This is a genomic window from Persicimonas caeni (assembly GCF_006517175.1).
In the GTDB taxonomy this organism is placed as follows: Bacteria; Myxococcota_A; Bradymonadia; order Bradymonadales; family Bradymonadaceae; genus Persicimonas; species Persicimonas caeni.
Genome location: NZ_CP041186.1, coordinates 3,271,155 through 3,295,517 on the forward strand (window position 1 = coordinate 3,271,155; position 24,363 = coordinate 3,295,517).

Genomic DNA, 24,363 nt, shown 5'->3' on the forward strand with positions numbered 1-24,363 from the left:
CGTGTATCAGTTTCCCTATGACCACCACCGAGACGACTGAACTTGTGGACGTGACCAGCGACGAGCGCGCCCAGCTCGAGCGATCCCTGGGCAGGCTCGACCGGCTGGCTCGTCTGATGGACGACCAGTTCGAGCTGCCCGTAGTCCGCTGGCGCGTGGGCCTCGACCCCATCATCGGGCTCATCCCAGGCGGCGGCGACTGGGCCACCTGGGTGGTCGGCGTCTATATCTTCTGGTCCTCATTGCGCCTAGGGGTGCCGCGGCGCATCCTCACCCGCCAGGTGATCAACCTGACGATCGACTTGGTGACGGGCTACGTGCCGGCGCTGGGAGATCTGTTCGACGCCGCCTTCAAAGCCAACCGGCGAAACGTCGATCTTGTGCTCGAATTCTACGGGGTCAACAACGGCGGCGACGCGCCGCGGCTGCCGTCGGATTTGCCAGCGCGGGTCACCGAAGAAAAGCAAAAGAGCGGCGTGCTGCGCTACTTGGGTGGGTTCGTCGTGGTGCTGGTGCTCTTGGCCATCGCCGCGCTGCCGTTCGCGCTGCTGTGGTGGATCATCAAAGGATAGTACATTCCAAATCGGCGCGAGGGCGTCCTTGCCCTCGCTCCCAACCTTCCCTCAAAACCCGTAGCCGACCATCACGTTCGCCAGGTGGAACATGTCGGTCGTCGTGGCCGGCTGACCGCCGAGGTCTTCCAACACCGGCTGCGAAAAGGTCGTGGGGTAGTACTGGAAGTCGTAGCCGGCGGCGACCTCGAACGGCTTCAAGAAGGTCAACTGCAGCTTGGCGGCCGCGTTCCAACCCAGCCCGAAGTCCGCCGGCCCCATGACATCGCCCGACAATCTGGCGTCGACCACCGGCAGCGCCGCGGCGTCCAGGTGCAGCTCGGCGAGTTCGCCGAACTGGTAGACCAGGCCCGCGCCGGCCCGCATGTTGATGTAGTCGTTGCCGGTGTAGGCTTGGTTTTGATCGATCTGGATCGACATCAGCTCGACGCCCGCCTTGCCGAACACGATCAGGTCGGCGCCCACACCTTTTAGGTATTTGAAGTCGCCACCCACGTTCGAAAACGCGCTCGGCAGCTCGACGGGCTGGCCCTGGTCGTTGGTGAAGACGGTGGTAAACGGCGCGAACGAGCCAAAGACCGTGGCGCCGAAGGCCGCCGTGTCGCCATCCATGAGCGCGAAGATGATGTCGACCTCGGCGCCAAAGCCCACGAAGGGGCTGGCGTGATCGAGCTGGTAGTCGGCCTGGGTCTCGAGCTGCAGGCTTCGCCGCCCGAAGATCATGCCCACGTGCGGGGTCAGCCCCGTCTTCAGGTCGGCGTGCTTCTCGCGGTGCTCGCGGATGACCCGCTCCTTGATCTTCTGGGAGTCCGACGGCGGCTCCTCTTCACCGACCAGATCGACGCCAGCCTGCTGCTCCTGGCGTTGGGCCTGCTCCTCACGGTACTGGCGCACCTTGGGCACCAGCGCCTTGAACGCCTGCTTGAGCACCGTGACGCTCTCGCTCTGCGACGGGCGGCTGCCCGCGATCGACTGGCGAATATCGTCGAGCTCGTTGCCGTACGGGCCGATGACCACCAGCTGCATCGTGTTGCCGCCGCCGAAGACGTCGAGCACCAAGATCGCCTCGCCGCCGGTCTGCGAGAGCATGGCGGCGAACTCGGCGCGGTGGCGCAGGCGCTTGTCGCCGTCGCGCAACGTATCGAGTCCGATGCCGCGCTCGCTGCCGGCGGCCAGCAGATCGCCCGGATCGACCAACTGCAGGTCGCTGCTCGCCTCGAGCACCTCGGCCAGCGCGTCATACACCGCCGTGCCGTCCATCGGGTCACTGTTGACGAACACCATCTTGAGCGGGGCTTCTTGAGCCGCGGCGGCCCCCATCGAGCCAAACGAGACGAGGCCGATCGCTGCCAGGGCCACCAACAGGGTGAGCGCCGAGTGAAGATGGCGGGCAATGCTTTTACGTCGAAACTGCATGAGAGAACTCGAAAGCGGGTGATCGAATCACGCCTCAATTCTTGCCATGCGCCGCGTGTAGGGGCAAGTGTGGGTTGTTGGTATTGACCGAATCGAGGCAGGCACGTTAAACGAATAGCTGCCTTTTTCGCTTTGCGGTCGCCCCCTCTTGGCTTAGCAGTGACCATGCCTGATTTAACCCACGAATTCCCCCGTTACATCGTCATTGAAGGCCCCATCGGCGTCGGCAAGACGACCCTGGTCAACCTGCTCGCCGAGCGGTACCGGGCGAACACCGTGCTCGAGATTTTCGAGGAGAATCCCTTTCTGGCCAAGTTCTACGGCGACCGCGACGCGTACGCCTTCCAGACCGAGATGTTCTTTTTGCTCAGCCGCTACAAGCAGCAGGAGCAATTCAGCCAGCGCGATCTCTTCTCGACGCTGTCGGTCAGCGACTACCTGTTCGTCAAATGCCGGCTCTTCGCCAGCCTGACGCTGTCGGACCACGAGCTGTCGCTGTACGACCGCATGTACAATATCCTCACTGAGCAGGTCCCCACCCCCGACGTGGTCGTGCACTTGCACGCCCCGCTCGAGATCCTGCACGAGCGTATCAACAAGCGCGGGCGCTCCTACGAACAGGACATGGACCTGGAGTACCTCGACCGGCTGCGCGGGCTGTACCACAACTTCTTCGCCCACTACGAAGACACCCCGCTCGTCGAGGTCGACACCGCCGACGTGCACTTCGCCGAAGAGCCCGACGCGGTCGAAGAGCTCATGGACCGTATCCAGCGCGCTTATCAGGCCAGCAAAGCCCCGCCCAAGGCGATTGAGTTTTAAAGAGAGTCGGGGATCAACGCCATTCGATGGCGTCGCCGCTGCGTCGCAGCGCCGCGCGCGTCTTGCCCGTTTGGGGCTCGACGAGCACCACGCCCGAGTCGACGCATACAGCCAAGGTGTCGGCCTGCGGCGAGAACGCCAGCCCGCACAGCTCGCCTTCGGGGAGTGCCGCCTTCCAGTCGGTGGCGCCGTCAGCGAACCCGCGCAGGGCGAGCGACCCCGCGTCGGCGACGACGAACTTGTCCTGCAGCTTCGGCGAGGCGGCGACCATCTCGCCGCGCTCCTTCATGCTCCACGACAAAAAGCTGTTCTCGAACAAGCTGATCGCGCGCAGGCTGCCGTCGGTGGCGGTCGCGGCGACGTAGCGGCCGTCGAAGCCGAACGAGCGGGCGGCGGTGGGCAATTTGACGACCGTGGCGATCTCGCCGGGCTTGCTGGGCTTCCAGTGGAGGACTTTGCCCGAGGCGGTCGCCAGGATCATCGCGTTGGTCTCGGTCACCAGCGCCTCGGTGGACAGCGACGACAGGTTGGCGGTGAAATCGGGCGACTGGCGGGCCATGAACTTCTTGAGGTCGCGGGTGGCCACGCGGTCGAGGTCGGTCTCGCCCTGGCGCCATACGTGCAGCTTGCCGTGAGGCTCGACGACAAACAGGCCCTCGCCGTCTGACAAAAACCCGCCGGTGGCGAAGTCGGACACCGTACTCAATCGCAACACGGTCTGGCCGTCGCGCAGGCGCACGACCACCGGCGGGTTGCTGGCGGCCAGGGCGAGTTTGGCGCCCGGCGAGACGGCCACGACGCCTGCGGGCGTTCCGGTGACCTCGCCGACCGAGGCGTCCTGCGCCTTCGGGTCGATCTTGGCCCACTTGCCGTCGGCAAAGCCCAGACGAAGCGAGCCGTCGTCGCCCCAGCTCAAGCTTTCGACCGCCGGGGTGTCTGCAGCGGGCGCGAAGTCGGGCAGCGCGGCCGGTCCGGCCTGCTCGCTGGCCTGCGCGTCCGTTGCGCTCTTGTCGGCGACGGCCTCGCCGTCTGTCTGGGCAGTTTGAGAGGTGCTGCAACCAGCGACGAGGAGCGCCATTGCGGCGCCTGCGGCGATCCACGTTCGATTCATTCTCCAGCCCATTCGATGTAGCGAGTCTCGGTGAAGTAATTCATCAGCGCCATGTCGAGTTCTTGGCCGGCGCCCTGCCACAGATCCAGCCCACACGCCCACGCCGGACGCCCGTCGTCGGGGCAATCGCCGCGCTCGCGCGCCCAGGCCAGGGCGTAGTTGGGCGGCTGGTCCTTTTGACCGTTCCACACCGCCAGCGCCGGCGCCCACTCGGCCTCGCCGGCCTCATCCGCCTCGCCTGCCTCGGCGTCCTCGTCGCCTTGGCCCACTTGAAACGCAAGACCGCACGACTCGCGCCAGCGTCGCAGCAGGTTCTCGTCGGTGGCGCGCGCGCCCACGGTGGCCGTCTCGGCGACCTCGACGGCGGCCGCGCGGGCGACCCTGTCGTCCGGCGAATTCACGATGCGGCACAAAACGAAGGTCGCGCCGATGCGAAAGGAGGCCTCGTAGTTGGCGATTCCGTCGGCCATCTCGACGCGCCACTCTTTGGGCTGGCCCTTCTGGCTCAGCTCGCCCAGCGCGGGGACGATGATCTTCATGTCCTCGCGCAGCGCCTCGGGCTCGACCTCCTGGAAATGCTTTTCGACCGCGCCCAGCGCGTCTTCTCCCTGCGCCGGCGAGATTTGATACAAGATCTTTTGGCAGTCGGGGCTCGCCGCATACAGCGGGTGCAGCCCGCACAGGCGAAGCCAGGCGTAGAACTGCGCGTGCTCGGGGCGGTTGCGGCTTCGCCGAAACTCCTCGAGCACCGAGCTGACGATTGTGGGCGAGGTCTTGAAGGCGCGCGTCTCTTGCCAGAACTCGCCGAGCTCGCCGAACAGGTCGAGGTCGGCCGAGATCTCGCGCGCCAGATACGAGCGCACAAGACAGGTCCACGGAGCGTGCTCGGCGCGTCGGTCAACGGTCTTGAGCAGCTCGAGGTGCAGGGTGTGCGACAGACCGCCCGACTCGAGCACCGGCTTCAGGTCGCGGCAAGCTGCTTCGGCGGCCTCGCGCGGGCCGTGGCGAAATACGGCCACGGCGTCTTTGTCCGAAAACTCGAGCGTCTCGAAGTCGTTGCCCCCGAAGCGGGCCCGGTCGAGCAGTTCGACTTGGCGCGCCTTGACCGGATCTTCGGGCTTGGGCGGCTCGGGCTCGGGCATCCGGCCGCGAAACAGCAAGAAGAGCCCGATGCAGATAAGCATGCAGATACCCCAGGCGATCACGAGCGTGATGTCCATCTCCCAGGGTTCGTCTTGCTCGTCGGGACCGGGAATGTGCAGCTTGTCAGCCATGAATACCGCGGGTCAGTGGGCTACTAGAGTGACAGCTTGATGAGCAAGATGACCACCAGAAGCCCCAGCGTCGCCAGGGCGATGATCCCCCAGATGGGGCTCGTCGACGCCTTGGGCTCCGCCTTGGCCTGCAGCGACATATTTCGATCGAAGCGAACGTCGGGGTAGTCGAAGTCGGGAAAGGTGTAGCTGAGCGTGTCGGTGTCTTCGTCGTAGTGCAGCTCGATATGCCCCTCGGCGCCGAAGTCGTTGAGGATGCTCTGGATCTTGGCACTGGGCAGGTCGAGGCGGCTGGTGAAATACGATAGCTCGACCGTCGAACTCTTGGCGCCGGCGGCGACCTGCAACACCTGGTGCTGGTCGTAGACCTTGCGCTCCCACTCCTCGTCGGTCTTCAGCGCGTTGATCGTGCGCATCAGCCCCTGGATATCCTCGAGGTGCTCGCCGCGGTCGAGGTCGAGCTCGCGCAGGCTGTATACGTCGGGATCTTCGAAGTGAAAATACGGAAGGGTGTCGCTCTGGATGCGCTGGACGCCGCCGCCCTCGTTGTCTTCGAGGCTCTCGAGGATGCGCGCCACGCTCTGGACGTCGAGCGGCAGGTAGGTGGTCACCTCGAGCACATGCGTGACATTGTCCTCGTTGCGCCTGGCCAAAATGGCGGCCACCTCAGAGACCAGCCGCACACAATCCGGGCCAAGCTTGAATCGATTTGTGTCCACCATAGGTTCGCTCACTTCACAGACAGCCCGCGCGGTGCGCTCACGCCTGGGGCGCGCACGAACCGTGCGGTACCAGAGGCATGCTACTGTATACACCGAACTTATCAAGGTCGCGCCGCCCTCGGCCGGCCGACGAGCGCAAAATTAGTGTTTGTCCGCCGGAGCGCAACTTGCTAACTTTCCCACGTAAAATGCGGTTTTTAACCAACAAAGGCAGCAGCCACTATGTCGCAACCCCATCGGGCTCCGGCCTCAATCCCCGCCACGCCGCCCAATGAAGGCGAGCGCCTCGAGACGCTGTATCGGCTCGATATCCTCGACACGGCGCCCGAGCCGGCATTCGATCAACTCGCGGCGCTGGCGCGTCAGCTGACCCGAGCGCCCCACGCGATGGTGAGTTTCATCGACGAAAGGCGTCAGTGGTACAAGGCAAAATCGGGTTCCGACCTCGACGAAATCCCACGCGAAGACGCCTTTTGTTCCCATGCCATTTTGGTAAACGAGCCCACGATCGTCGCCGATACGCTCGATGACGAGCGTTTCTGTGAGCACCCGCTGGTCATCGGGCCGCCCCACGTTCGGTTTTACGCCGGCTTTCCGGTGCGTATCGACGGCAACGCCCTCGGCACCTTGTGCGTGCTCGGCCCCGAGCCCCACGAGCTGAGCGACCAGGAATGCGAGGGACTCGCCGCGCTGCGCGATCAGGTCGAGGCGCAACTGAACCTGCGCGAGGCGCTGCGCGAATCGGAGCGGCTTCGACGCGAGACCATCGAGCAGGCCCAACAGCTCGAATTGACCCACAAGCGCCTGGCGCAGGTCGACAAGACACAGGCGCTGGGGCGCATGGCCGGCGGGATCGCCCACGACTTCAACAACATCTTGACGATCATCCGCACCTGCGCCGACTTCTTGCTGCGCGAGTTGCAGCCCGACGCGCACCTGCGCGAAGACGCCGACGACATCGTCGCGGCCACCATCCGGGCGTCGGCGCTCACCCGTCAGTTGCTCGCCTTCGGCCGCGCGCAAGCCCTCGACCCGCGCGTGGTGGCGCTCGACGAAATCGTGGCGCCGATGCAAAAGCTGCTCAGGCGTGTCGTCCCGGAAGAGATCGACCTGCACACCCGGCTCGACGCCGCCGACGCCTACCTGCACGTCGACCCCAGCCAGCTCGAGCAGGTGGTCGTCAACCTCGTGCTCAACGCGCGTGACGCCGTGCAGCCGGGCGGGCAGATCGCCATCGAAACCACACGCGCCCGCCTCGCCGACGGCGAGCACGAGCGCATCCCCGCCGGGGAGTACGGGGTGGTGCGCGTACGCGACAACGGCATAGGCATCGACGCCGACGTGGTCGACCAGATCTTCGACCCGTTCTTCTCGGCCGGCGAACACAGCAGCGGCAACGGGCTGGGGCTGGCGATCGTGCAGGGCGTCGTCAGCCAGAGCGACGGATATATCGACGTCGACGCCGGGCTCGACGCCGGCGTCCAATTCGAGATCTGGCTGCCGACCACCCAACGCGACGACCCGGCCGAAGCGAAGCACAAGACCGACACAGCGCCGCGCAGCTCGTCGGCCACGGTGCTGCTGGTCGAGGACGACCGGCTCGTGCGCAAGAGCCTGCGCAGGATCTTGCGCTCACGGGACCACGAGGTGCTCGAGGCCGAGGACGCCGCCGAGGCGATGCAGCTGTGGAGCGTCCACCAGGACAGCATCGACGCTGTGGTCAGCGACGTGGTGCTGCCAGGCCGCCGCGGCCCGGACATCGTGGCCGATCTTCGCCGCGAGCGCGCCTCGTTGCCGGCCCTCTTCGTGACCGGCTACACCGGCAAGAGCGACATCGATGTCTGCGGGCCCGCCCCCACCGCCGTGCTACACAAGCCGGTCGCCTCCGACGAGCTCCTCGCGCAGCTCGAAGAGCTACTTGGTTAGAGATGTGCTCGCACGTGATGCGACCTCATCCGGTCACGATCACGGTGCACGGCTCCGGTCACGGTCACGTTCACAATCACGGCGACCGGCACCCGGCGACCGGTTACCGGCTCCGTAGCCGTGTCCGTGACCCCGCCCGCCTCGCGCGCGCGACTTGCGAGTATGAACAGAGTTGCAAATATGATCCCTCCCCCTGGGTCCCACGGACCCACCCCCATCGACCAACCAAGACGTACCCCGGCGCTGCCTCCGCCCGCCTCGCTCCGACGCCCGCGTGGGGCGGCTCGGCAGGAGGTATGGGCCAGGCCGAAGTGTCATCTCGTCAACGGGTGCGCATCCGTGAGGGCCGATCTCGAAGGCGGCGCTGGGTGAGACGACGCGTTCGGGGCCCTCAATACGGTTATCGCGAGATTTGCGGATTTGTTGCGGATTATTTTGTAGATCGGGCTTTGGTGGGTGCTGGGGGCGGGATCGCTCTGTTGGGCACTGTTACGGTCACGGTGTCCGGCTCCGGTCACGATCTCGGTGTCCGAGACCGTGACCGTGACCGTGACCGGCAACCAGCGACCGAACAAGCCCCCAAAAGGTCTCCTTTTGGGCCCTCGCCAAATCGTATACTCTGTGTGTGTCCGATCGATTCACCGCCCCCCTGGACGCCATTGAGGCGCCGTCTGTGCGAGGCACTCTCTTGAATCCTACGCGTATCCTCATCGCCGAAGACAGCTCGCTCTTTGCGACCGTCTTGCGCGAGATGATCGAGCCCGAGCCCGACATGGAGATCGTGGCGATGGCTCAGAACGGCAAGAAGGCCGTCGAGCTGTGCGCCGAGTTGCAGCCCGACTTGGTCTTGATGGACATCCATATGCCGGTGATGGACGGGCTGACGGCCACCGCGCGCATCATGGCGCGTTGCCCGACGCCTATTTTGGTGATCACGGCCGATCCGTACCGCGGCGGGGTCGACCTGTCGTTCAAGGCGCTGTCGGCGGGCGCGCTCGACCTGGTCGCCAAGCCCGACGAGGTGCCGATGCGCGAGGCCGAGCGCCTCGAGCTTCTGCGCAAGATGCGCATTCTGTCGGAGGTGCCCGTGGTGCGCCACGTGCGCGACAGCCTCGGCAGCGCTCGACGCAGCAAACCTGCGCCCAAAGAGTCGACGCCTGCCAAGAAGAGCCAAGAGACCAAAAAGACCAAGAACGCCAAGCTCGCCGGCGAGTCGACCCCGGTGGTCGGCATCGCCGCGTCGACCGGCGGCCCCAAGGCCCTCGCCCAGCTCTTGGGCGAGCTTCCCGCCGACTTCCCGGCGCCCATTTTGCTCGTCCAGCACATCACCCGCGGCTTCTCGACTCACCTGACGCGCTGGCTCGACGCCAACAGCGCCTTGCGCGTGGTCGAGGCCCAGCACGGCCAGCCCATCCGCGCGGGGCACGTGTACGTGGCGCCCACCGAGATGCAGATGGAGCTGACGGCGTCGCGCTTTTTGAAGGTCTACGACGGCCCGGCCGTCGCCGGCCACCGCCCCAGCGGCGACGTGCTGCTGCGAAGCCTCGCCCGCCACGTCGCCCCGCGTGCGGTGGGCGTGGTCTTGAGCGGCATGGGCCAGGACGGCGCGTTCGGCATGGCCGCGCTGTACCGCAGCGGCAGCATCACGCTCGTCCAGGACGAGGAGAGCTCGGTGGTCTACAGCATGCCGCGCTCGGCGCTCGAGCGTGGGGTCGTCAGCGAGGTCGTCGCCCTCGACCAGATGGCCGACAAGCTCGGCTCGGTCGTCAAGAAGCTGGCTGAGGAGGGCTCATGAGCTCGCGAAGCCGTGGTTATCCGACGCCCGTCGGCGAGGCGTGCGGGCTGCTGTCGTCGTGGACCGGCCTCGAGCTTCGGGGCACCGCGCCCCGTCGCGTGGCCGAGTTTCTGCGCACCCGCGCCGAGCAACTGGGCTACGCGTCGATGGACGAGTACGTCGACTACTTGAGCGCGCTCGCGCCCACCGCCGAGGAGTCGCAGCAGCTCATCAACCTGGTGACCAACGGGCTGACCTGCTTCTGGCGAGACAAGCCCCAGTTGCACGCCTTGGAGACCGTCTTCGGCAAGCTCAGCCGCGCGCGCGGGTCGAGCGAGACGAGTGCGCCCATGGAGCCCATCAAGGTATGGTGCGCCGGCTGCTCGACCGGCGAGGAGGCCTACACCGTGGCGATGATCGCCGAGGAGCACGGCGTGCCCGTGCAGGTACTCGGCTCCGACCTGAACACCGAGTCGCTGCGCCACGCCCGCCAGGGCACCTACGGCGAGTGGAGCTTGCGACGCACCGACGACGCCCACCGCCAGCGCTACTTCGAGCGCACCGGCGAGGGGCGCTATCAGATCTCGGAGACCCTTCGACGGTCGGTGCGCTTCGAGCACCACAATATCTTGTCGCCGCCGCCCACGCCCGGCGGCTCATCGAGCAAGGACGGCTCACCGGGCAGCCAGCAAGACACCAAGTGGGACGTGGTCATGTGCCGAAACGTCCTCATCTACTTTTCGGACGAGGCGATGACGAAGGTGCTCGGCCACTTCGCCGACAGCATGCACCAGGACGGCTATTTGCTGCTCGGCTCGAGCGAACAGCTGCACACCGGCGGCATCCCCGAGGCGCTCGTGCCCTTTCGCGCAGCGCGCCAGGGCGGTGGCTTCGTCTACCGTTTGCGCGCGACCCCGCCCGGGCGCACCGTGGCGTTCCCTCCCCGCAAGCCCGAGCCCGAGCCCGAGCCCGAGCCGAGCCTGCCGACCATCGAATTCAACTATCCGGGGTCGCTCGAAGAGGACACCACCGAGATCACCAGCGACGTCACCACCCAGGAGGCCGCCCACGAGCTGCTCGAGATGGCCGTCGCCCACCTCGACGCCGGGCGCAAGGAAGCCGCACTCGCCTGCTGCGAGGCCACCGCCTCCTACGATCCTTTCGTCCCCGAAAACTACTGCTTGATGGCGTATATGCTCGCCCAGGAGGGCGCCACCGCCCAGGCGCTCGAGACTTACCGCAAGGTGTTGTTTCTGGACCCGTTCAACTGGATCGCGGCCGTCGAGAGTGCGCGCTTGCAGATGCGCCGCGGCGACGCCCGGCAGGCCAAACGCCTGCTGCGCCAGGCCAGCGAGGGATTGAACTCGGGGCGACGGCTGTCGCGAGGCACGCGCGAGGTCGCCGAGGCGATGGAGCGCGCCCTGACCGACCGCGACGCGGCGCTAGAGTTCTGCGAGCAGTACCTGGAGCGACTTCGCGGCGAGAAATTCGTCGACTCCTGATCGCTCTCCCAACCCTTCTGATTTCATTGATCGAGCGGCAGCCCGCTGGGCACCGACTCTGGGACGACGTCGATCGTGTCGTCGGCTCCCTCGCCGGTGAGCGCGTCCATGAACGCGACCAGATCGTCGACTTCGGCGTCGGTCAACTGCGGCGGCTCGTGCATCTGCGGGGAGAGGGTAGCCAAGATCCGCTCCTGCAGCGCGGGATCGTCGTGCATCATCTCGCTCAAGTCGCCCTCGAGGTGGCTCGGGTCGTATCCCTTCAGGCTGGCGACCGGGTCGAGGTGGTGGCGAATCGCCTCCTCGATGGTCTCGTAGGCGCCGTTGTGCATATACGGCGGGGTGAGCGCGGCGTTGCGAAGCGAGGGCGTGCGGAAGGCAAAATTGTAGTCCGGGTCGTTGCTCACCCGGCCAAAGCCGATGTCGAGCGGCTCGTCGGGATCGCGGCCGGGGCCGAACTGAGGCACGGCCAAGTTGTAGGGCTTCTGATCGGTCAGCAGCGTGCCGCTGTGGCATTGAGCGCACTCGCCTTTGCCGAAAAAGACGGCGGCGCCGCGCTTTTGGGGCTCGCTGAGCGCGCCCTGTTCGCCGGCGACGTAGCGATCCCAGGGGCTCGGGCCGGCCGAGAACGCCTCGATCTCGAACGCCGCGATGGCGTTGGCGGCGTACTCGAAGCCCATCTCGTCGACGGGCTCGTCCGGATAGGCTTGGGCGAAGAGGCGGCGGTACTCGTCGTTTTCGAGCAGCCGCACCATCAGCTTCGACCACATCTGGTTGAACAGGCCGTCGACGATCCGCCCCAGCTCGTTGGGCTCGCCGTGAATGTCGGTGTCCCAGCGCTCGCCGCGCATCTCGTCGCGCTCGGTCACCGGGAACATCGCCTGGGCGGCGAGCAGGTTGTCGAGCCCGTCGGGCAGCCGTGAGCCGGCCGGGGTGAGCAGGTGGCCGTCGTCGGTGGTGCGAATGCGCATGTCCCAGAATTGGGTGCGCCAGGCGGAGACGCCGCGGTTGAACAGCTCGGTCGAATTGCGCGCCGTCCACGTGCGGCCCTGGCCGAGCCGACGCTTTTGGCCGTCGACCTCGGCGCCGGTGCCTGCGCTCAGCGGGATATCGTCGCTGGTCATCTCGCGGGGGTGGTGGCACGAGGCACACGAGGTGTCCAGATTTCCACTCAAGATGCGGTCGAAGAAGAGCATTCGGCCCAGCTCGACCTTGGCAGGATCTTGCGGCTCGGCCTCGGGCAGCGGCTCGATGTCCCACGCCTCGATGCCCACCGCGATCTGCTCTTCGACCGTCAGCTCGGGCTCGGGCTCCGGGCGAGGCGGCTCGTCGGGGCCACAGCCGCTCGAGGCTGCGGCGAGCAGCCCGATCAGCAGCGTGATAGGCAGCGTGTGCTGCAGCACCTCGGACCCAGTTTTGCGCATCTTTCGCATCGACATGATACCTGGATGATACCTGAAGGGGGCAGACCGCTCGTGTCTTTTTCCTGTTCAAGCTCAGCAAGATTCAATATACATGCCACCCGGTGCGGCCCCCAGCGCCTGCGGTATTTACGCCGCCGTGACGCCATCTCGTGCGACATTTTTGGCGCGGTCGCCTCACCACCCTCAGAAATCTGAATCCTCGCTCTTCGCACCAAAAGGCAAACGATGGCACGCAGCGACAATCTGGTCTGGATCGATCTGGAGATGTCCGGGCTCGATCCCGAGATGGACGTCATTCTAGAGATCGCCACGATCGTGACCGGTCCGGACCTGAGAATCATCGCCGAAGGCCCGAACCTGGTGATCCACCAGCCCGAGGAGATCATCGATGGGATGGACGAGTGGAACACCACCCACCACGGCGACTCGGGGCTCATCGATCGGGTGCGCGAGTCGGAGTTGACCCTGAGTGAAGTCGAGACGAGGACCCTCGAGTTCGTGCAGGCGTACACCGAAGAGGGCAAAGCGCCGCTGTGCGGCAACACCATCGGCCAGGACCGCCGGTTTCTGTACAAGTACATGCCCCGGCTGAGCTCCTGGCTGCACTACCGCAACGTCGACGTCTCCTCCATCAAGGAGCTTGTGAGCCGCTGGTATCCCGAGGAGATGCACGCGCCGACCAAGAAGTCGAACCACCGCGCCCTCGACGATATCCGCGGCTCCATCGAAGAGCTGAAGTGGTATCGCGACTACGTCTTCGTCAGCCAGTACTGAGCCGGCTTGTCGGCCGAACTGCCCTACAGACTGAACCCGTCGACGCTGCGCATGCGCATCGCCTCGAACTCGTCGGAGTTCGGGGCAGTCTCGCGCGGCGCGTACAGCACCATCTCTCCGGCATCGTCGACCACGATCTGCCCGCCCAGGGGAGGCTGCGGGTCGCCCGAGGCCGGCGGGGCCGAAAACCAGTAGGTCTCGCCGGTGTCGTAGGTGATCGTGATCGCCTCACCCGAGATAAATTCGACATACGCGCCGTTGTAGATGCCGTAGCCGAGCGTGCCGCCCAGCGCGCGCAGCGCGAACCGAAAGTCATTGCCATTTTCGTCGGTGTAGGTCTCGTCGGACTGCCAGTTGCCGGCGATCTCCTCGACGCTCACCGCGGGCGTACCCGGCTGCTCGAAGCGCAACACGAACGGCTCGCCATTTTCCTGCGGGACGACCAGTTCGAGCGCGTCGATATTGCCGTCGCCGTCGAGGTCGGCGTCGAGCAGCAGTTGCTCGGGCCGGTTGGGCTGGCCCTCGTTCTCCAACTGGGAGAGTCGGACGCGATCGTCGCCGAAGATCGACCAGCTGCCGGTGACCTCCTCGCGAAACCCGATGGCGACGTTCATCTCGGTGTCGAAGGTCAGCTTGTAGACCGTACCGGTCACCGCCGGGTCGGTCGTCAGCGGCACCATCGCGTACCAGGGCGCCGAGGCGAGTCCCTCGGCGCTAAACGGCGTCTGCGCGCCGGCGTCCTCGGCGGCATCGATGCCTGCGTCGTCAGACACCGCGTCTGCGCTGCCGTCGGCGTCGCTGCCGCCCAACACGTCTCCCCCGCCGACATCCCAATCGTTGTTGTCCGAGCCGCCGGGTGCGTCCTCCGTGCACGCCACGAGGCTAGAAGCCAGGAGCAAGCTGCCGATCAGTATACTGCGCCGCCGGTAAGACATCTCACACTCTCCATAGATTGGGACTGAGCAGGTGTGCGTATTCTGGACGAAACGCTGCTGCAAATCAACAAGACTGTGCAGGAAGCACGTCTCAGTCGGCAGGGGCGGTCGCCTCGGCCGGCGACTCGACGGCCGAGGTCTCAGCATCGGCCGAGCCCGACGGCTCGTAGAAGGTCCAAGCGATGGCTGCCAGGATGATGAGCACGGTCACCCACGTCACTACCTGGGCGGTGCGTGAGCCACTGCTGCTCGTCTCCTCGGCCAAGCGCACGTCGCTTCGAGAGACCACGGCGGTGGGCTCGTCGGCCGCGTCGCGTCGCTGCTCGGGGGTCGGGTGGCGTCTCTTTGGCTGACGCTTGTTTTGCTGGCGTTGGCGCTTGTCTCGCTGACGTTGGGCCTTCGCCTGTCGACGCAAAGACGCATCGTCGGGGCGAGACATCTCGGCGGTGGCGTCGGCCGGACGCTGGCGCTTCTGGGCGCCAGCGCGCTTGCGCTGACGCTCGCGGGCCTTGGAGACGCTCACCTTCTCGAAGGCCTCGTCGGGCGACTCGTCACCCAGGTAAAATTGAGGGTCGGAGAGATCGTTCAGCCCGATGGGGCCCTGTTGCTCGGGCTTGTTGCGCCCTTTGGGCTTTTCGTAATGCTGCGTCGCCGCGCGCTCACTGACGCGCGTCTTCGACTGAACGCGCGTGGGCGATTCGTCGGGCATCAAGTCTTGGCTGTCGAACACGTCGTCGAAGGCAAGATCCGAGACGCCCGGCAACTCTTCGACCCAACTGGTCTGCTCTCGCCAGCGGCCGAGCACGTGCGCCATCTCGTCGGCGGTTTGGAAGCGGTCGGCGGGGTTTTTGGCCAGCGCCGTATAGACGATTTCGGCGAATTCGGGGTCGACCGCCGAGGGGAGCGACGGCACCGGATCGTTTTGATGCGAAGCGATCACCGAGTAGGAGGTGTCGCCGTGGAACGGCAGGCTCCCCGAGGCGGCCTCGTAGAGCATTACCCCGACGCTGTAGATGTCTGCGCGCGGGTCGACGTCCGGGTTGATCGCCTGCTCGGGAGCCAAATACTCGGGCGTGCCGTAGATCTGGCCGGCCACGCTCAACAACGGATCGGAGCGCTCGCTGCGACGCTTGGCGATGCCGAAGTCCAAGATCTTGACGACCTCGGAGCCGTCGGGCCGGCGCGACAAAAAGACATTCTCGGGCTTGATGTCGCGGTGGATGAAGCCAGCTTTGTGGATGTCGCTCAATCCCTGGAGCACCTGCAGCGCCAGATCGGCCAGCTCGTCGAGCGCCAACGTGCGCACCCGACACAGCCGCTCGAAGAGCTCCTCGCCGGCCAGAAGCTCCATCGACAAGAAGGTCTTGCCGCCATCGGTCTCGCCAAACTCGTAGACCCGAATGACGTTTTCGGAGCGGATCGCCTTCGAGATGCTCGCTTCGCGCTTGAAGCGTTCGACAATGCGCCAGTCGTGCGCATGCTCGGGGCTGATGACTTTCAAGGCGACGGGACGACGGCGGCTGCCGTCGCGCATGCGACGCTCGGCGGCATAGATCTCCCCCATACCACCCGAGGCGATAAACCCGAGGATGCGGTAGGGGCCGAACTCCCTTCCTGGTAGTAAGACCCGGTTGAGCACCTCCTCGTCGGAGATGTGCGTCTTGTGGGCGAACTCCTCGACGCTCTCGGCTTCAACGTACTCGACGGTCGAGTTAGCGTCGGCCTCTGAGAGCTCCGGAGGTAGTTCAATTAGTGTGGAGCTCATCGATCGATACTCGTTGGGATACGTACTGCCTCTTGTTAGTCTCGTCCGTCTGGGCGACCCTGACTTCAGCAAACGAACACAGCACGTTCTCACGTCTTGTATTGTATACTGTGAGCGTCAATCTTTCCAAACAAAGCAGCCATTTTTTCTGAATGAGCGATCAACGTCACAGAAACGCCATAGTCCACCGCTGCCTGATGGCACTGGGCGTCTCCAGTATCCTCTTTGTGGGCGCCTGCGACAAGGTCTCTTGTCATAGCGGCACCAGCGAAGCAGGAGCGGAGCGCATTTCGGAGCCCGAGTCGACTGGTTGGGTGGAGACGAGCCACCTGGGCGAGTTCATCCCTAAGACGGCGCGCACCGTGGTGTTCGCGCGCAGTTTGGCCACGATGACCGAGGCGCTCGAGTTCGGCTCGGCGCGGCTCCCCAAGCTCGAACTCGAGCCTGCGCGCCAGGCCTGGAAAGAGGCGCTGGGCGTCGACCTGCTGGCCAGCACGTCGCTCGAAAAGCTGGGCGTGAGCACCACCGAGCCGGCCGCGCTCTTCTACGATCGCGGCTACTGGGTCGTCGCGGCGAGCCTCGACAAGCCCGAAGTGCTCGCCGCTGCTCTGCCCACTGCGCAAGACGACCAGCCCGAGGGGGCTAAATCCACCGGGGTCGAGGTGGTCGAGCAGGATTTCGGCTCGATGAACCTCCAGAAACTGACGCTCGAAGACGACCGATCGGCCTTTGTCGCTCACGACGACACGTCGATCCTCCTGGCGGTGCGCGTCCACGACAGCGCGCTGAGCTCGGCGGACACCCTGCCCGATGCCTGGCTTCCGGCGAGCGTCAAATCGCGCTTCGGCGAGGACGGCATGCACCGCAAGCTGCTGCGCGACATGAGCCCGTTTGGGGAGCTCGTCGCCGTGGTCCGACCAGCCGCATGGCTTGCCAATCGCAAGACCGACGGCCACGCCGGGGTGCTCTTGGAGCGTATTCTGTCACAGACGGGCCCCATCGGTGTGGCGGCGAGCTCGGTGTCGCTCGACGAGGCGTTGCGGGTGCGTGTATTCACTCCCGGCAATCCCCGCACGCCGGTGATGATTCGAGGTCTGGGCCAAGCCGAAGGGGATATCCCACCGGTCGGTGGGCTGGTCGAGCCGGGGGTGCTCGGAGCCTTTCGACTGTCAGTAGAGCCGAACCAGCTCTACGCGCTGATGCTCAGCGCCATGCCCGCCGCGCGGCGCACCGAGGTCGACGCTCACTGGGACCGTCTCGACCAGGAGCTTCGCATTAACGCGCGCCGCGACGTGCTCGAGAACCTGCGCGGCCACGCCGTGGTCGTCGCCTACGGCCTCGACCGCGAGGCCCTCGAGGCCTCCGACGCGCCTTGGTACCTCGACTTGGCCAAGCTGCAAGCCACCCGCGAAGCAGTGCTGCTTCCGATCAAAGAACGTGAGCCGCTCGAGCAGGTGCTCAACGGGCTCACCACGATCAGCAAGGGAAAGCTCACCCGCCAGAAGGTCGGCCACACCCTGCAATACGCCTGGCTAGACGAAGGCGAGCTCCAGTGGGCGGTGATCTTGAGCGACGAGCATCTGATCTTCGTCGACAGCTCGGTCGCCTTCGACCACGCCGTCTCCTACGAGCGAAGCGCGCGCCCGCTGGGCGAGAAGTTCGAAAAGATCGGCGTGTCGCGCATCTTCGACCGAGAGGACGCCGCCGGGCTGTACCTCGACACAGCCAGCCTGGCGAGCATCCTGGCCGAAGCGGGCCAGGAGAGCTCGACCGGTTGGGTGGAGCCGTTTCGCAGCGTGGTCGTGACCACGCGCGATGAAGGCTCGATGGGGGTGACGCAGATCGATTTGGAGATCGCGCCGGAGTAAGTAGCGCGCGGATGTCGAGGCGAACGCTTGCAGAAGTTGTGGCGCCGTCTACTTGGGGGCGCCTGCACTGCGGCGCCAAACTACGATTTGAGGGTCGTTTCAACGCAACACATAAGCCACATCGAAACGACCCTCAAATTGCCTCTCTGAGCGGGCGTGGTTTGCCCGCGCCTCAAATAGACTTACGGCACATCCAACACGGCCGTGCCGGTGCCCGTATTGCCGTAGGCGTCAGTCACCGTCACCTCGACGGTGTAGCTGCCAGGCGAAAGCGACGAGACATCGGCGCTAAAGCGCGTGACCGGAATGCCGTCACGCCCGTCGACCGTCTCGGGGTTCGTCGCCAACGTCAGGTCGGCGCCCGTCAACGAGGCGACCTCGGTCGCGCCGTCCATCACCCGCACGGTCACGTCGTCGGCGCTGACGTCCTCGCCGACCACCAGCGGCGCCGAGATGCCGGCGCCCGCACGCGGGTGGCGCATCCGGAAGTTTCCGGTGACGCGGCCCGGATCTTCAGACGTCCCTTCGTACCGAAGGCGCGAGGCAGCCGGGTAGCCGAGCCGGCCTTCGACGGCGGTCCCCGTGGAAGTCACCTCGACCTCGACGGTGTCGGTCGCGACCACCTCGAAGACGCCGCTGGTCGCCTCGTAGCTCTGACGAGCCTCGTTGTCGTCGAGGTAATGTCCTTCGACGCGGAAGCGATACTCCCCGGTGGGGAAATTCTGCAGCTCTTCCCAGCGCACCGCCCACTCCCAATCGTCGCCGTTCTTGCGCCGACGGGTGAGCATGACGGGCTCGCGGTTGCTGTAGGTGCGCTTGCTCACGGTTTCGACGGCCTCGAAGGTGTCGCCGTTTTTCTTCTCGAGCACCACCAGCGGGGCCTGAGGCATCTCGGCGCCGGGGTCGCCGCCGACCCACGCCACGTCGATCGACTCGAGTCGGCTGACCGTCGCGGGCGGCTCGTCGACGAAGGTGCCCATGTTGGCCGCGTTGCTCGTCTCGACCGGGAACGGGCTCTCGTCGATGCGCGAGAACTCGGTGGGCAGCGCGGCCGGAAGCGCCGGCTCGACGCCGCCGTCAGTCAGCTTGCTGACCGTCTCCATGGCGCGGGCGACCAGGAAGTCGCCGAATTTCCAGCCCCACACGCTCATGCCGGCCTCGTAGCCGCCCTGGCGCCAGCTAAACGCATAGTCGGGGTACTCGTCGATGGCTTTCGGGGTCGAAATACCCGGGAACGGGGGCAGCTCGCCGCGCAGGTTCGACGGGGTCAGGTAGAACTGGTGGTCTTGAGCGTAGCCCCAGATCCAGGCGTCGAGCGGGTCGATGCCGAATTGGTCACGCGCCTCTTTGAGCACCTGCCAGCCAAACTCCATGGTCGCTTCGCCGGGAAGCGTGACCACGGTCAGCCCGCCGATGTCGAGGGCGGTCATCTGGCTCTTGGCGAAGAGGGTGATCGAGCGGTGGTGGTTGATCAGGTGCAGCGGCAAGCAGCCGCTCACCGGCGGGGTGATCGAGGTGCTGTAGTCGTCGTCGCCGTCCTCTCCGACACATTGCAGGCCGCCGAAATCGTACACGTCGCCCGGCGAGCCCTTGCCGATGGTGCCCACTTTCCACTCACCTTCGGCGTAGCCGACGTTCTCGTAGGTGATCGGGAAGCGATGGGTGGCGCCGGCCAGCGAGATGTCGGTCTCGGTGGTCATGTCGCGAAGCGCGTCGATGGCGCGGTCGGCCAGCTCGTGGCCCACGGCCTCGAAACGCGCGTTCTCGCCGTGGCCCCAGCGGTCGCCCCGTGGCGACATGCTGCCGCCGTTTTGGTTGAAGTAGAGCACCGGCACGAACCGGTCGTACTCCTCGCCCAGGCGCGCTTCAAGGGCGCGCTCGGCGCCGGCGGGGGCGTCTCCGGTAAAGTAGTTGTCGCCGTGGACCGTGCCGTGGGTGCCGTAGCTGATCATGACCGCCCGCGGGTTACCCTCGGCGTCGTCGATGCGGAAGAGCAGCAGCCGGTTGTCGTCGAACGGGGGCGTGGCGCTCCAGCGGTCGCTCGAGATGTAGTCGTCGGTGTCGTAAGCCTCGACGATCTCCCAGCCGAAGCGCGCCGGCGACAGGTCGTCGAGCGCAGCCTTGGCCGCCTCGAAGGTCGAGTCGACAGTCCAGTCGAAGACCTGCTGGCTGAACTCGTCGGTGCCGAAGCTTCCCAGCGGCAGGGCGGTGTCGTCCGGCAGTTGCCAGTAGCGCGTCGGGCCCGAGTGGGTGTGCGTGCCCGAAATGATCAGGCTGTCGCGCCAGTCTTTGCCCGTCTCCTCCTGGAGCTTGCGGGCGACCGCCTCGTGCAGCGGCATCGTCGGGAAGATCACCGGCAGGCGAATGAACATGAGCTGGCGCTCGCCGTTGTCGAGCACGAACGCGCGAGCGTACAGCCCGTGCATCTGGCCGTCGGTCTCGCGCAGCGACTCGACGTAGCGGCCGTCGCCCGAGGCCGAGCGCGAGCCGTAGCCGCCCTGCGACAGACCGATGGGGAAGGTCATCAGCGTGTTCGCCACGCCCGCCTCGAGCGGCTCGCGGGAATCACCGCCGGGATGTTCACCGGTGATCTCGCCTGTGAAGTCGACGCAGCTTCCGTTGTCGGCGCAGACCTGCCCGTCGGCGCAGTGTTGGTCGACCAGGCAGGCGATCCGGCAGTGCTCTCCGCCGCACACCGCGCGTCGTCCGAGCCCCGGCTCGAGCGCCTCGAACGCCTCGACGCACGTGTCCCAGTCTCGCAGGCCGCCACACTCGGGCGCCTCGACGCACACGCCGCCGTGACACATCGTGCCCTCGGCGCAATCGGCCTGCAGCTCACACGAGGCCGGACCGGTGTCGTCGTCGACATCCGAGGTGCCGTCGGCGCTCACGTCGCCGGCGTCGGGCTCGAGGTTCTGGTTGTTATTCTGGGACGAATCGGGATCAGAGCAGCCGGCGACGAGCGCCAGGCAGACAAACAACAAGACAAGAATGCGCCGCACGATGACTCCTCGAGGGGGCGGGGTGTAGTCGAACGTGCGCGATATTATCTGACCCCAAGCTCCGCCGCAAACAGCGCGGCTACGTATGGGGCTATCAAAATGGGGCTCGGGGTGGAACCTCAACGACGCTCGCCGATGAAGTACGCGATCGCCCCTTGGCCCAACGTGTACGTGGCCGACGAGGCGATGCCTGCGGCGATCACCGAGCCGGCGACGGGGATAAAGCGCACCGCCGTGCGCGCCATGCTACGCAGGGCGAGCCCCACGCCCACGTTCAAGCCCATGCCGAGGGCGAACTCCCAGGTATTCTTGAGCTTCATCTCGCGCCCGCTGATATGGGCGACCACCGCGATCATCGACATCTGCAGGCCGGTGATGGGCAGGATGTCGGCGACCGGGATGGGGACCGTGGCGATGGCACCGGCGATGCCGGAGGCGGCGCGCACGACCGATTCGGCGACGTCACGCTTAGTCTCGCGCACCCAGGTCAGGTGGGCGAGGCGCACGCGCACCTGCAGCGGCGCGCGGTGGACCATGCGGTCGACGAGGATCTGCTCCTCGCGCCACAGCACCACGTCGAACGACTCGTTGGGGACCTCCGAGGCGACGAGCAGGCGGCGAAGCTCGCTTTCGGCTTCGCCTTCGTCGAAATCGCCCTCTTCAGGGGGGAGCAACGCGGCGATTGTGGCCGGCGTCTCGCCGAAGGTGCCCTGCGCGAGGTTGACGATCCGCTCGAGGTGCTCGACGAGCTCGGCGTCGCCCTGGCGCCACAGGAACAAGATCACGTCGGGCTCTTCACGCGAGATCGCCTGGATGGTGGGCGTGCCGTCGTCCTCGGCGCGCAAGTCGAGCAGGCGCATCACCCCGCGCGGCGAGTCGTAGTCGTACCAGCGTCGCTTGCCCAGCCGCTCCTTGATGGTCGGGTCGCCGTCGAGCGACTCGCCCATGATCGTCTTGACGATGCCCGGCAGCGATACGTCCGCCGGCCCCACCACCGCCACGCGCGGGTCTCGCTGCTCGCCGAGGAGCTGGCGCACCAGCCGGAAATCCTCTTTGAGCTCCTCGCGCTCCTCTTCGGAGAGCTTGGCGAGCACACGCTCCGACAGAACCTTGTCGATGAGGTGCGAGATGCTGAAACGGCTTTTTTCGATCATCGGGTACTCCTCGTTTTGCATCGCGATGACCCCAAGGCAAGCCTTGGGGCTGCACGGGCGCCCCAAACTACGGGGCGAGCTCCGCGGGCAGCAAGTAGCCGCTCCGCTTCAGTTAACCATCGACGACGCGGGCCGACCAGGGGATCAGGCTTTTGAGTTCGGACGCGCGGCTGCGCGACAGCGGCACGCCCAGATCTTCGTCGCGCGACAGAACCAGTCGGTACGTGCCCGCGCCCCACGGCGCGATGCTCTCGATGGCGTCGAGGCGCACGATATAGCTTCGGTGGCACCGGAAGAACTTGTCTGCCGACAGGTTGTCTTCCAGAAATTTCAGGCTGAAGTCGGTGATGAAGCGGTCTTCGCGGGTCGCCGCGACCACGATGCCGTCTTCGGCCTCGAAGAAGAGGATATCGTCGATGGGCACGACGCGATAGACCCCGCGATCTTCGACCGAGATGCGCTCGAGTGGGCGGTTCTGCGCGGCGGGCGCCGCGCCGGCCGACTCGGGCGGGTCGTTGAGCCGTCCACGGGCGCGCTCGAGCGCCTTTTGGAGTCGCTCGAGGCGCACCGGCTTGAGCAGGTAGTCGACCGCGTCGACCTCGAAGGCGTCGACGGCGTGGTCGTCGTAGGCGGTCACGAAGATGACCATCGGGCGCTCGTCGACGGGCTTCTCGTGCAACAGCTCTGCCAGGCGCATGCCGTCGACGCCGGGCATATTGATGTCCAAGAAGACCAAATCGACCTCGCCGGCGTCGCCCCCTTCGAGAAAGTCGCGCGCGCCCTCGGCCGACGCCGCCTGCCCGGCGACCTCGACATCCTCACACTGCTCTAAGAGCCACTGAAGCTCTTCGCGGGCGGGTTTTTCGTCGTCGACAATCAGCGCCTTCACGTGATCACCTTTTTGAGTTGTTCGCGAGCTTGTTGTCTGAGTCCGCCGCCGGTGGTGCGGGTGGCCAACTCGTACGGCACGGTCACCTCGGCGCAGGCGCCCTCGACGTCCCCGCGCTCATCCAGCGAGAGCGTCGCCTCGCCGTGGTAGAAGCGCTCGAGGCGCTCGCTGACATTAACCAAGCCGACGCCGGTGCGCTTGGTATCGAGCTTGATGCCGCCCGGCCCCGGACCGTCGTCGAGCACGCGCACCGAAAGTAGACCCTCGTGGCATGTAACTTCAACACGCACCGAAACCTTTCCCTCGCGCGCGCCGTGGCGGATGGCGTTTTCGACCAGCGGCTGCAAGATCAGCGGCGGCACGACCACCGCATCGAGGTCGACATCGTCGGCGTCGGCCAGCTCGAATTGGAGCCCCTCACCGAAGCGTGCGCGCTCGAGATCGACGTAGCGCTCGAGCTGCTCGAGCTCGTCGCGCAGCGTGGTCTGCTCGTCGTCGCGGGCCAGCGTGTAGCGCAGAAACTCGCTCAAATCGAGGGTCAGCTCGCGCGCTTTGACCGGGTTGGTGCGGATGAGATAGGCGAGCGTGTTGAGCAGGTTGAACAAAAAGTGCGGGCGCACCTGGTACTGCAGCGCCTCGAGCTTGGCCGAGCGCACCAGATCGCGCGAGGTCTTCGCCTCGCGGCGGGTCAACTCGAGCTCGCGCACCAGACTCAGCAAGCCCATGAAGACCGACACCCCGATGACGTTGGCGGCGATCTTGGCCGCGTGCAGCTCGAGGTTGCTGGCGATGGCGATCGCCTGATCGAAGTCGAGCGCGGCCATCACCGCGCCCAGTCCCACGTGGTGGACGAGCTGGATGACTACCGCGCCCACGATCACCGAGATGACGCCGGTGCCGATCTTTCGGCTCCACAGCCCGGCCAGGCCTCCGTCGATCACACTCGCCGCGAAGACATACGGTGAGGTGGGGTCGTTGAGCGTGACGGCGTAGACGAAGCCGGCCAGCGCGCCCACGAGCACGCCGACTTTGCGCCCGCCCAGATAACCGGCCACGATGATGCCCACCGCGCGCAGGTTGAAGCCCATCCCGCCGATGTCGAACCCGAGGAAGACGCCCCAGACGGCCAGAAACCCGAGCACCGCCATCAAGAAGAGCCGGCGACGCACCGAGGCGTGCGCGCCGGTCTCGCCCAGCCACACCTCGGCGGGGCGCAACAGCAGCAACACCAGCGAGGCGGCCACCAGCACCGAGACCTTCTCGAGCAGGTTCAGGATGAGTTCTAAGAATTCCACGGCGTCACATTAGCCGATTTTGCCAAAACAAGAAAAACGAAAAGCAGCGCTTCCGCGCTGCTTTTCGTGATTGGCTACCCGCATGTGCCGTTATTGAAACGGGGTTGTGAAACCCTGGTTTTACCAGGTGGTGGACAG

18 protein-coding genes are annotated in these 24,363 nt (G+C 65.8%); 7 read left to right on the forward strand and 11 right to left on the reverse strand.

Annotated elements, in window-relative coordinates:
- Window positions 1-17: 17 nt before the first annotated feature.
- Window positions 18-572, forward strand: coding sequence for a DUF4112 domain-containing protein (locus tag FIV42_RS12120; protein WP_141197943.1), 555 nt, complete (start codon window positions 18-20; stop codon window positions 570-572).
- A 51-nt stretch (window positions 573-623) separates the two neighbouring features.
- Here the strand turns inward: FIV42_RS12120 and FIV42_RS12125 are convergent, their stop codons facing one another.
- The gene (locus tag FIV42_RS12125; protein WP_141197944.1) at window positions 624-1,988 is read right to left on the reverse strand and encodes a hypothetical protein; all 1,365 of its coding nucleotides are present in this window, start codon (window positions 1,986-1,988) and stop codon (window positions 624-626) included.
- 165 nt (window positions 1,989-2,153) lie between these two features.
- On the opposite strand from FIV42_RS12125, the gene FIV42_RS12130 reads away from it, so the two are divergent.
- Window positions 2,154-2,810, forward strand: a complete 657-nt coding sequence (locus tag FIV42_RS12130) for a deoxynucleoside kinase (protein ID WP_141197945.1) — start codon at window positions 2,154-2,156, stop codon at window positions 2,808-2,810.
- 13 nt (window positions 2,811-2,823) lie between these two features.
- Here the strand turns inward: FIV42_RS12130 and FIV42_RS12135 are convergent, their stop codons facing one another.
- Genes FIV42_RS12135 through FIV42_RS12145 form a run of 3 tightly spaced genes read right to left on the reverse strand, consistent with a single transcriptional unit; the run spans window position 2,824 to window position 5,917 of the window.
- Window positions 2,824-3,921 carry a WD40 repeat domain-containing protein gene (locus tag FIV42_RS12135; protein ID WP_141197946.1) on the reverse strand — a complete coding sequence of 366 codons (1,098 nt, stop codon included), beginning with the start codon at window positions 3,919-3,921 and terminating at the stop codon, window positions 2,824-2,826.
- Window positions 3,918-5,195 carry a hypothetical protein gene (locus tag FIV42_RS12140; RefSeq protein ID WP_141197947.1) on the reverse strand — a complete coding sequence of 426 codons (1,278 nt, stop codon included), beginning with the start codon at window positions 5,193-5,195 and terminating at the stop codon, window positions 3,918-3,920. Before FIV42_RS12140 ends, FIV42_RS12135 begins: the two co-directional genes overlap by 4 nt.
- A gap of 23 nt (window positions 5,196-5,218) precedes the next feature.
- Entirely contained in the window at window positions 5,219-5,917 is a 699-nt protein-coding gene (locus FIV42_RS12145) for a hypothetical protein (protein ID WP_141197948.1), read from the reverse strand.
- A gap of 222 nt (window positions 5,918-6,139) precedes the next feature.
- Between FIV42_RS12145 and FIV42_RS12150 the strand changes: the two genes are divergently transcribed.
- The 3 genes from FIV42_RS12150 to FIV42_RS12160 all read left to right on the forward strand — a co-directional run bounded on the left by FIV42_RS12150 (window position 6,140) and on the right by FIV42_RS12160 (window position 11,119).
- Window positions 6,140-7,843 (forward strand): hybrid sensor histidine kinase/response regulator, encoded by a 1,704-nt coding sequence (locus tag FIV42_RS12150; RefSeq protein WP_141197949.1) that lies wholly within the window; start codon window positions 6,140-6,142, stop codon window positions 7,841-7,843.
- A 688-nt stretch (window positions 7,844-8,531) separates the two neighbouring features.
- Window positions 8,532-9,638, forward strand: coding sequence for a chemotaxis-specific protein-glutamate methyltransferase CheB (gene cheB / locus FIV42_RS12155; protein WP_168210591.1), 1,107 nt, complete (start codon window positions 8,532-8,534; stop codon window positions 9,636-9,638).
- Window positions 9,635-11,119 (forward strand): CheR family methyltransferase, encoded by a 1,485-nt coding sequence (locus tag FIV42_RS12160; protein WP_141197951.1) that lies wholly within the window; start codon window positions 9,635-9,637, stop codon window positions 11,117-11,119. Before cheB ends, FIV42_RS12160 begins: the two co-directional genes overlap by 4 nt.
- 23 nt (window positions 11,120-11,142) lie before the next feature.
- Here the strand turns inward: FIV42_RS12160 and FIV42_RS12165 are convergent, their stop codons facing one another.
- Complete coding sequence (locus FIV42_RS12165) at window positions 11,143-12,543, reverse strand: cytochrome-c peroxidase (RefSeq protein WP_168210592.1); 1,401 nt, start codon at window positions 12,541-12,543, stop codon at window positions 11,143-11,145.
- 225 nt (window positions 12,544-12,768) lie between these two features.
- Here FIV42_RS12165 and orn point away from each other — a divergent pair, with 225 nt between their 5' ends.
- Window positions 12,769-13,317, forward strand: a complete 549-nt coding sequence (orn, locus tag FIV42_RS12170; RefSeq protein WP_141197953.1) for an oligoribonuclease — start codon at window positions 12,769-12,771, stop codon at window positions 13,315-13,317.
- A gap of 23 nt (window positions 13,318-13,340) precedes the next feature.
- Here orn and FIV42_RS12175 read toward each other — a convergent pair whose 3' ends face one another.
- On the reverse strand, window positions 13,341-14,252 hold the full coding sequence (locus FIV42_RS12175) for a hypothetical protein (protein ID WP_141197954.1): 912 nt from the start codon (window positions 14,250-14,252) through the stop codon (window positions 13,341-13,343).
- A 91-nt stretch (window positions 14,253-14,343) separates the two neighbouring features.
- On the reverse strand, window positions 14,344-16,017 hold the full coding sequence (locus FIV42_RS12180; protein WP_141197955.1) for a serine/threonine-protein kinase: 1,674 nt from the start codon (window positions 16,015-16,017) through the stop codon (window positions 14,344-14,346).
- A gap of 152 nt (window positions 16,018-16,169) precedes the next feature.
- Here FIV42_RS12180 and FIV42_RS12185 point away from each other — a divergent pair, with 152 nt between their 5' ends.
- Window positions 16,170-17,885, forward strand: coding sequence for a hypothetical protein (locus FIV42_RS12185; RefSeq protein WP_141197956.1), 1,716 nt, complete (start codon window positions 16,170-16,172; stop codon window positions 17,883-17,885).
- A 182-nt stretch (window positions 17,886-18,067) separates the two neighbouring features.
- Here the strand turns inward: FIV42_RS12185 and FIV42_RS12190 are convergent, their stop codons facing one another.
- The 4 genes from FIV42_RS12190 to FIV42_RS12205 all read right to left on the reverse strand — a co-directional run bounded on the left by FIV42_RS12190 (window position 18,068) and on the right by FIV42_RS12205 (window position 24,225).
- Window positions 18,068-20,887, reverse strand: coding sequence for a neutral/alkaline non-lysosomal ceramidase N-terminal domain-containing protein (locus FIV42_RS12190; RefSeq protein WP_141197957.1), 2,820 nt, complete (start codon window positions 20,885-20,887; stop codon window positions 18,068-18,070).
- Window positions 20,888-21,006: 119 nt separating this feature from the next.
- Window positions 21,007-22,041, reverse strand: a complete 1,035-nt coding sequence (locus tag FIV42_RS12195) for a hypothetical protein (protein WP_141197958.1) — start codon at window positions 22,039-22,041, stop codon at window positions 21,007-21,009.
- A gap of 112 nt (window positions 22,042-22,153) precedes the next feature.
- Window positions 22,154-22,930, reverse strand: coding sequence for a LytR/AlgR family response regulator transcription factor (locus FIV42_RS12200; RefSeq protein ID WP_141197959.1), 777 nt, complete (start codon window positions 22,928-22,930; stop codon window positions 22,154-22,156).
- On the reverse strand, window positions 22,927-24,225 hold the full coding sequence (locus FIV42_RS12205) for a histidine kinase (protein WP_141197960.1): 1,299 nt from the start codon (window positions 24,223-24,225) through the stop codon (window positions 22,927-22,929). Before FIV42_RS12205 ends, FIV42_RS12200 begins: the two co-directional genes overlap by 4 nt.
- Between the last annotated feature and the right edge of the window lie 138 nt (window positions 24,226-24,363).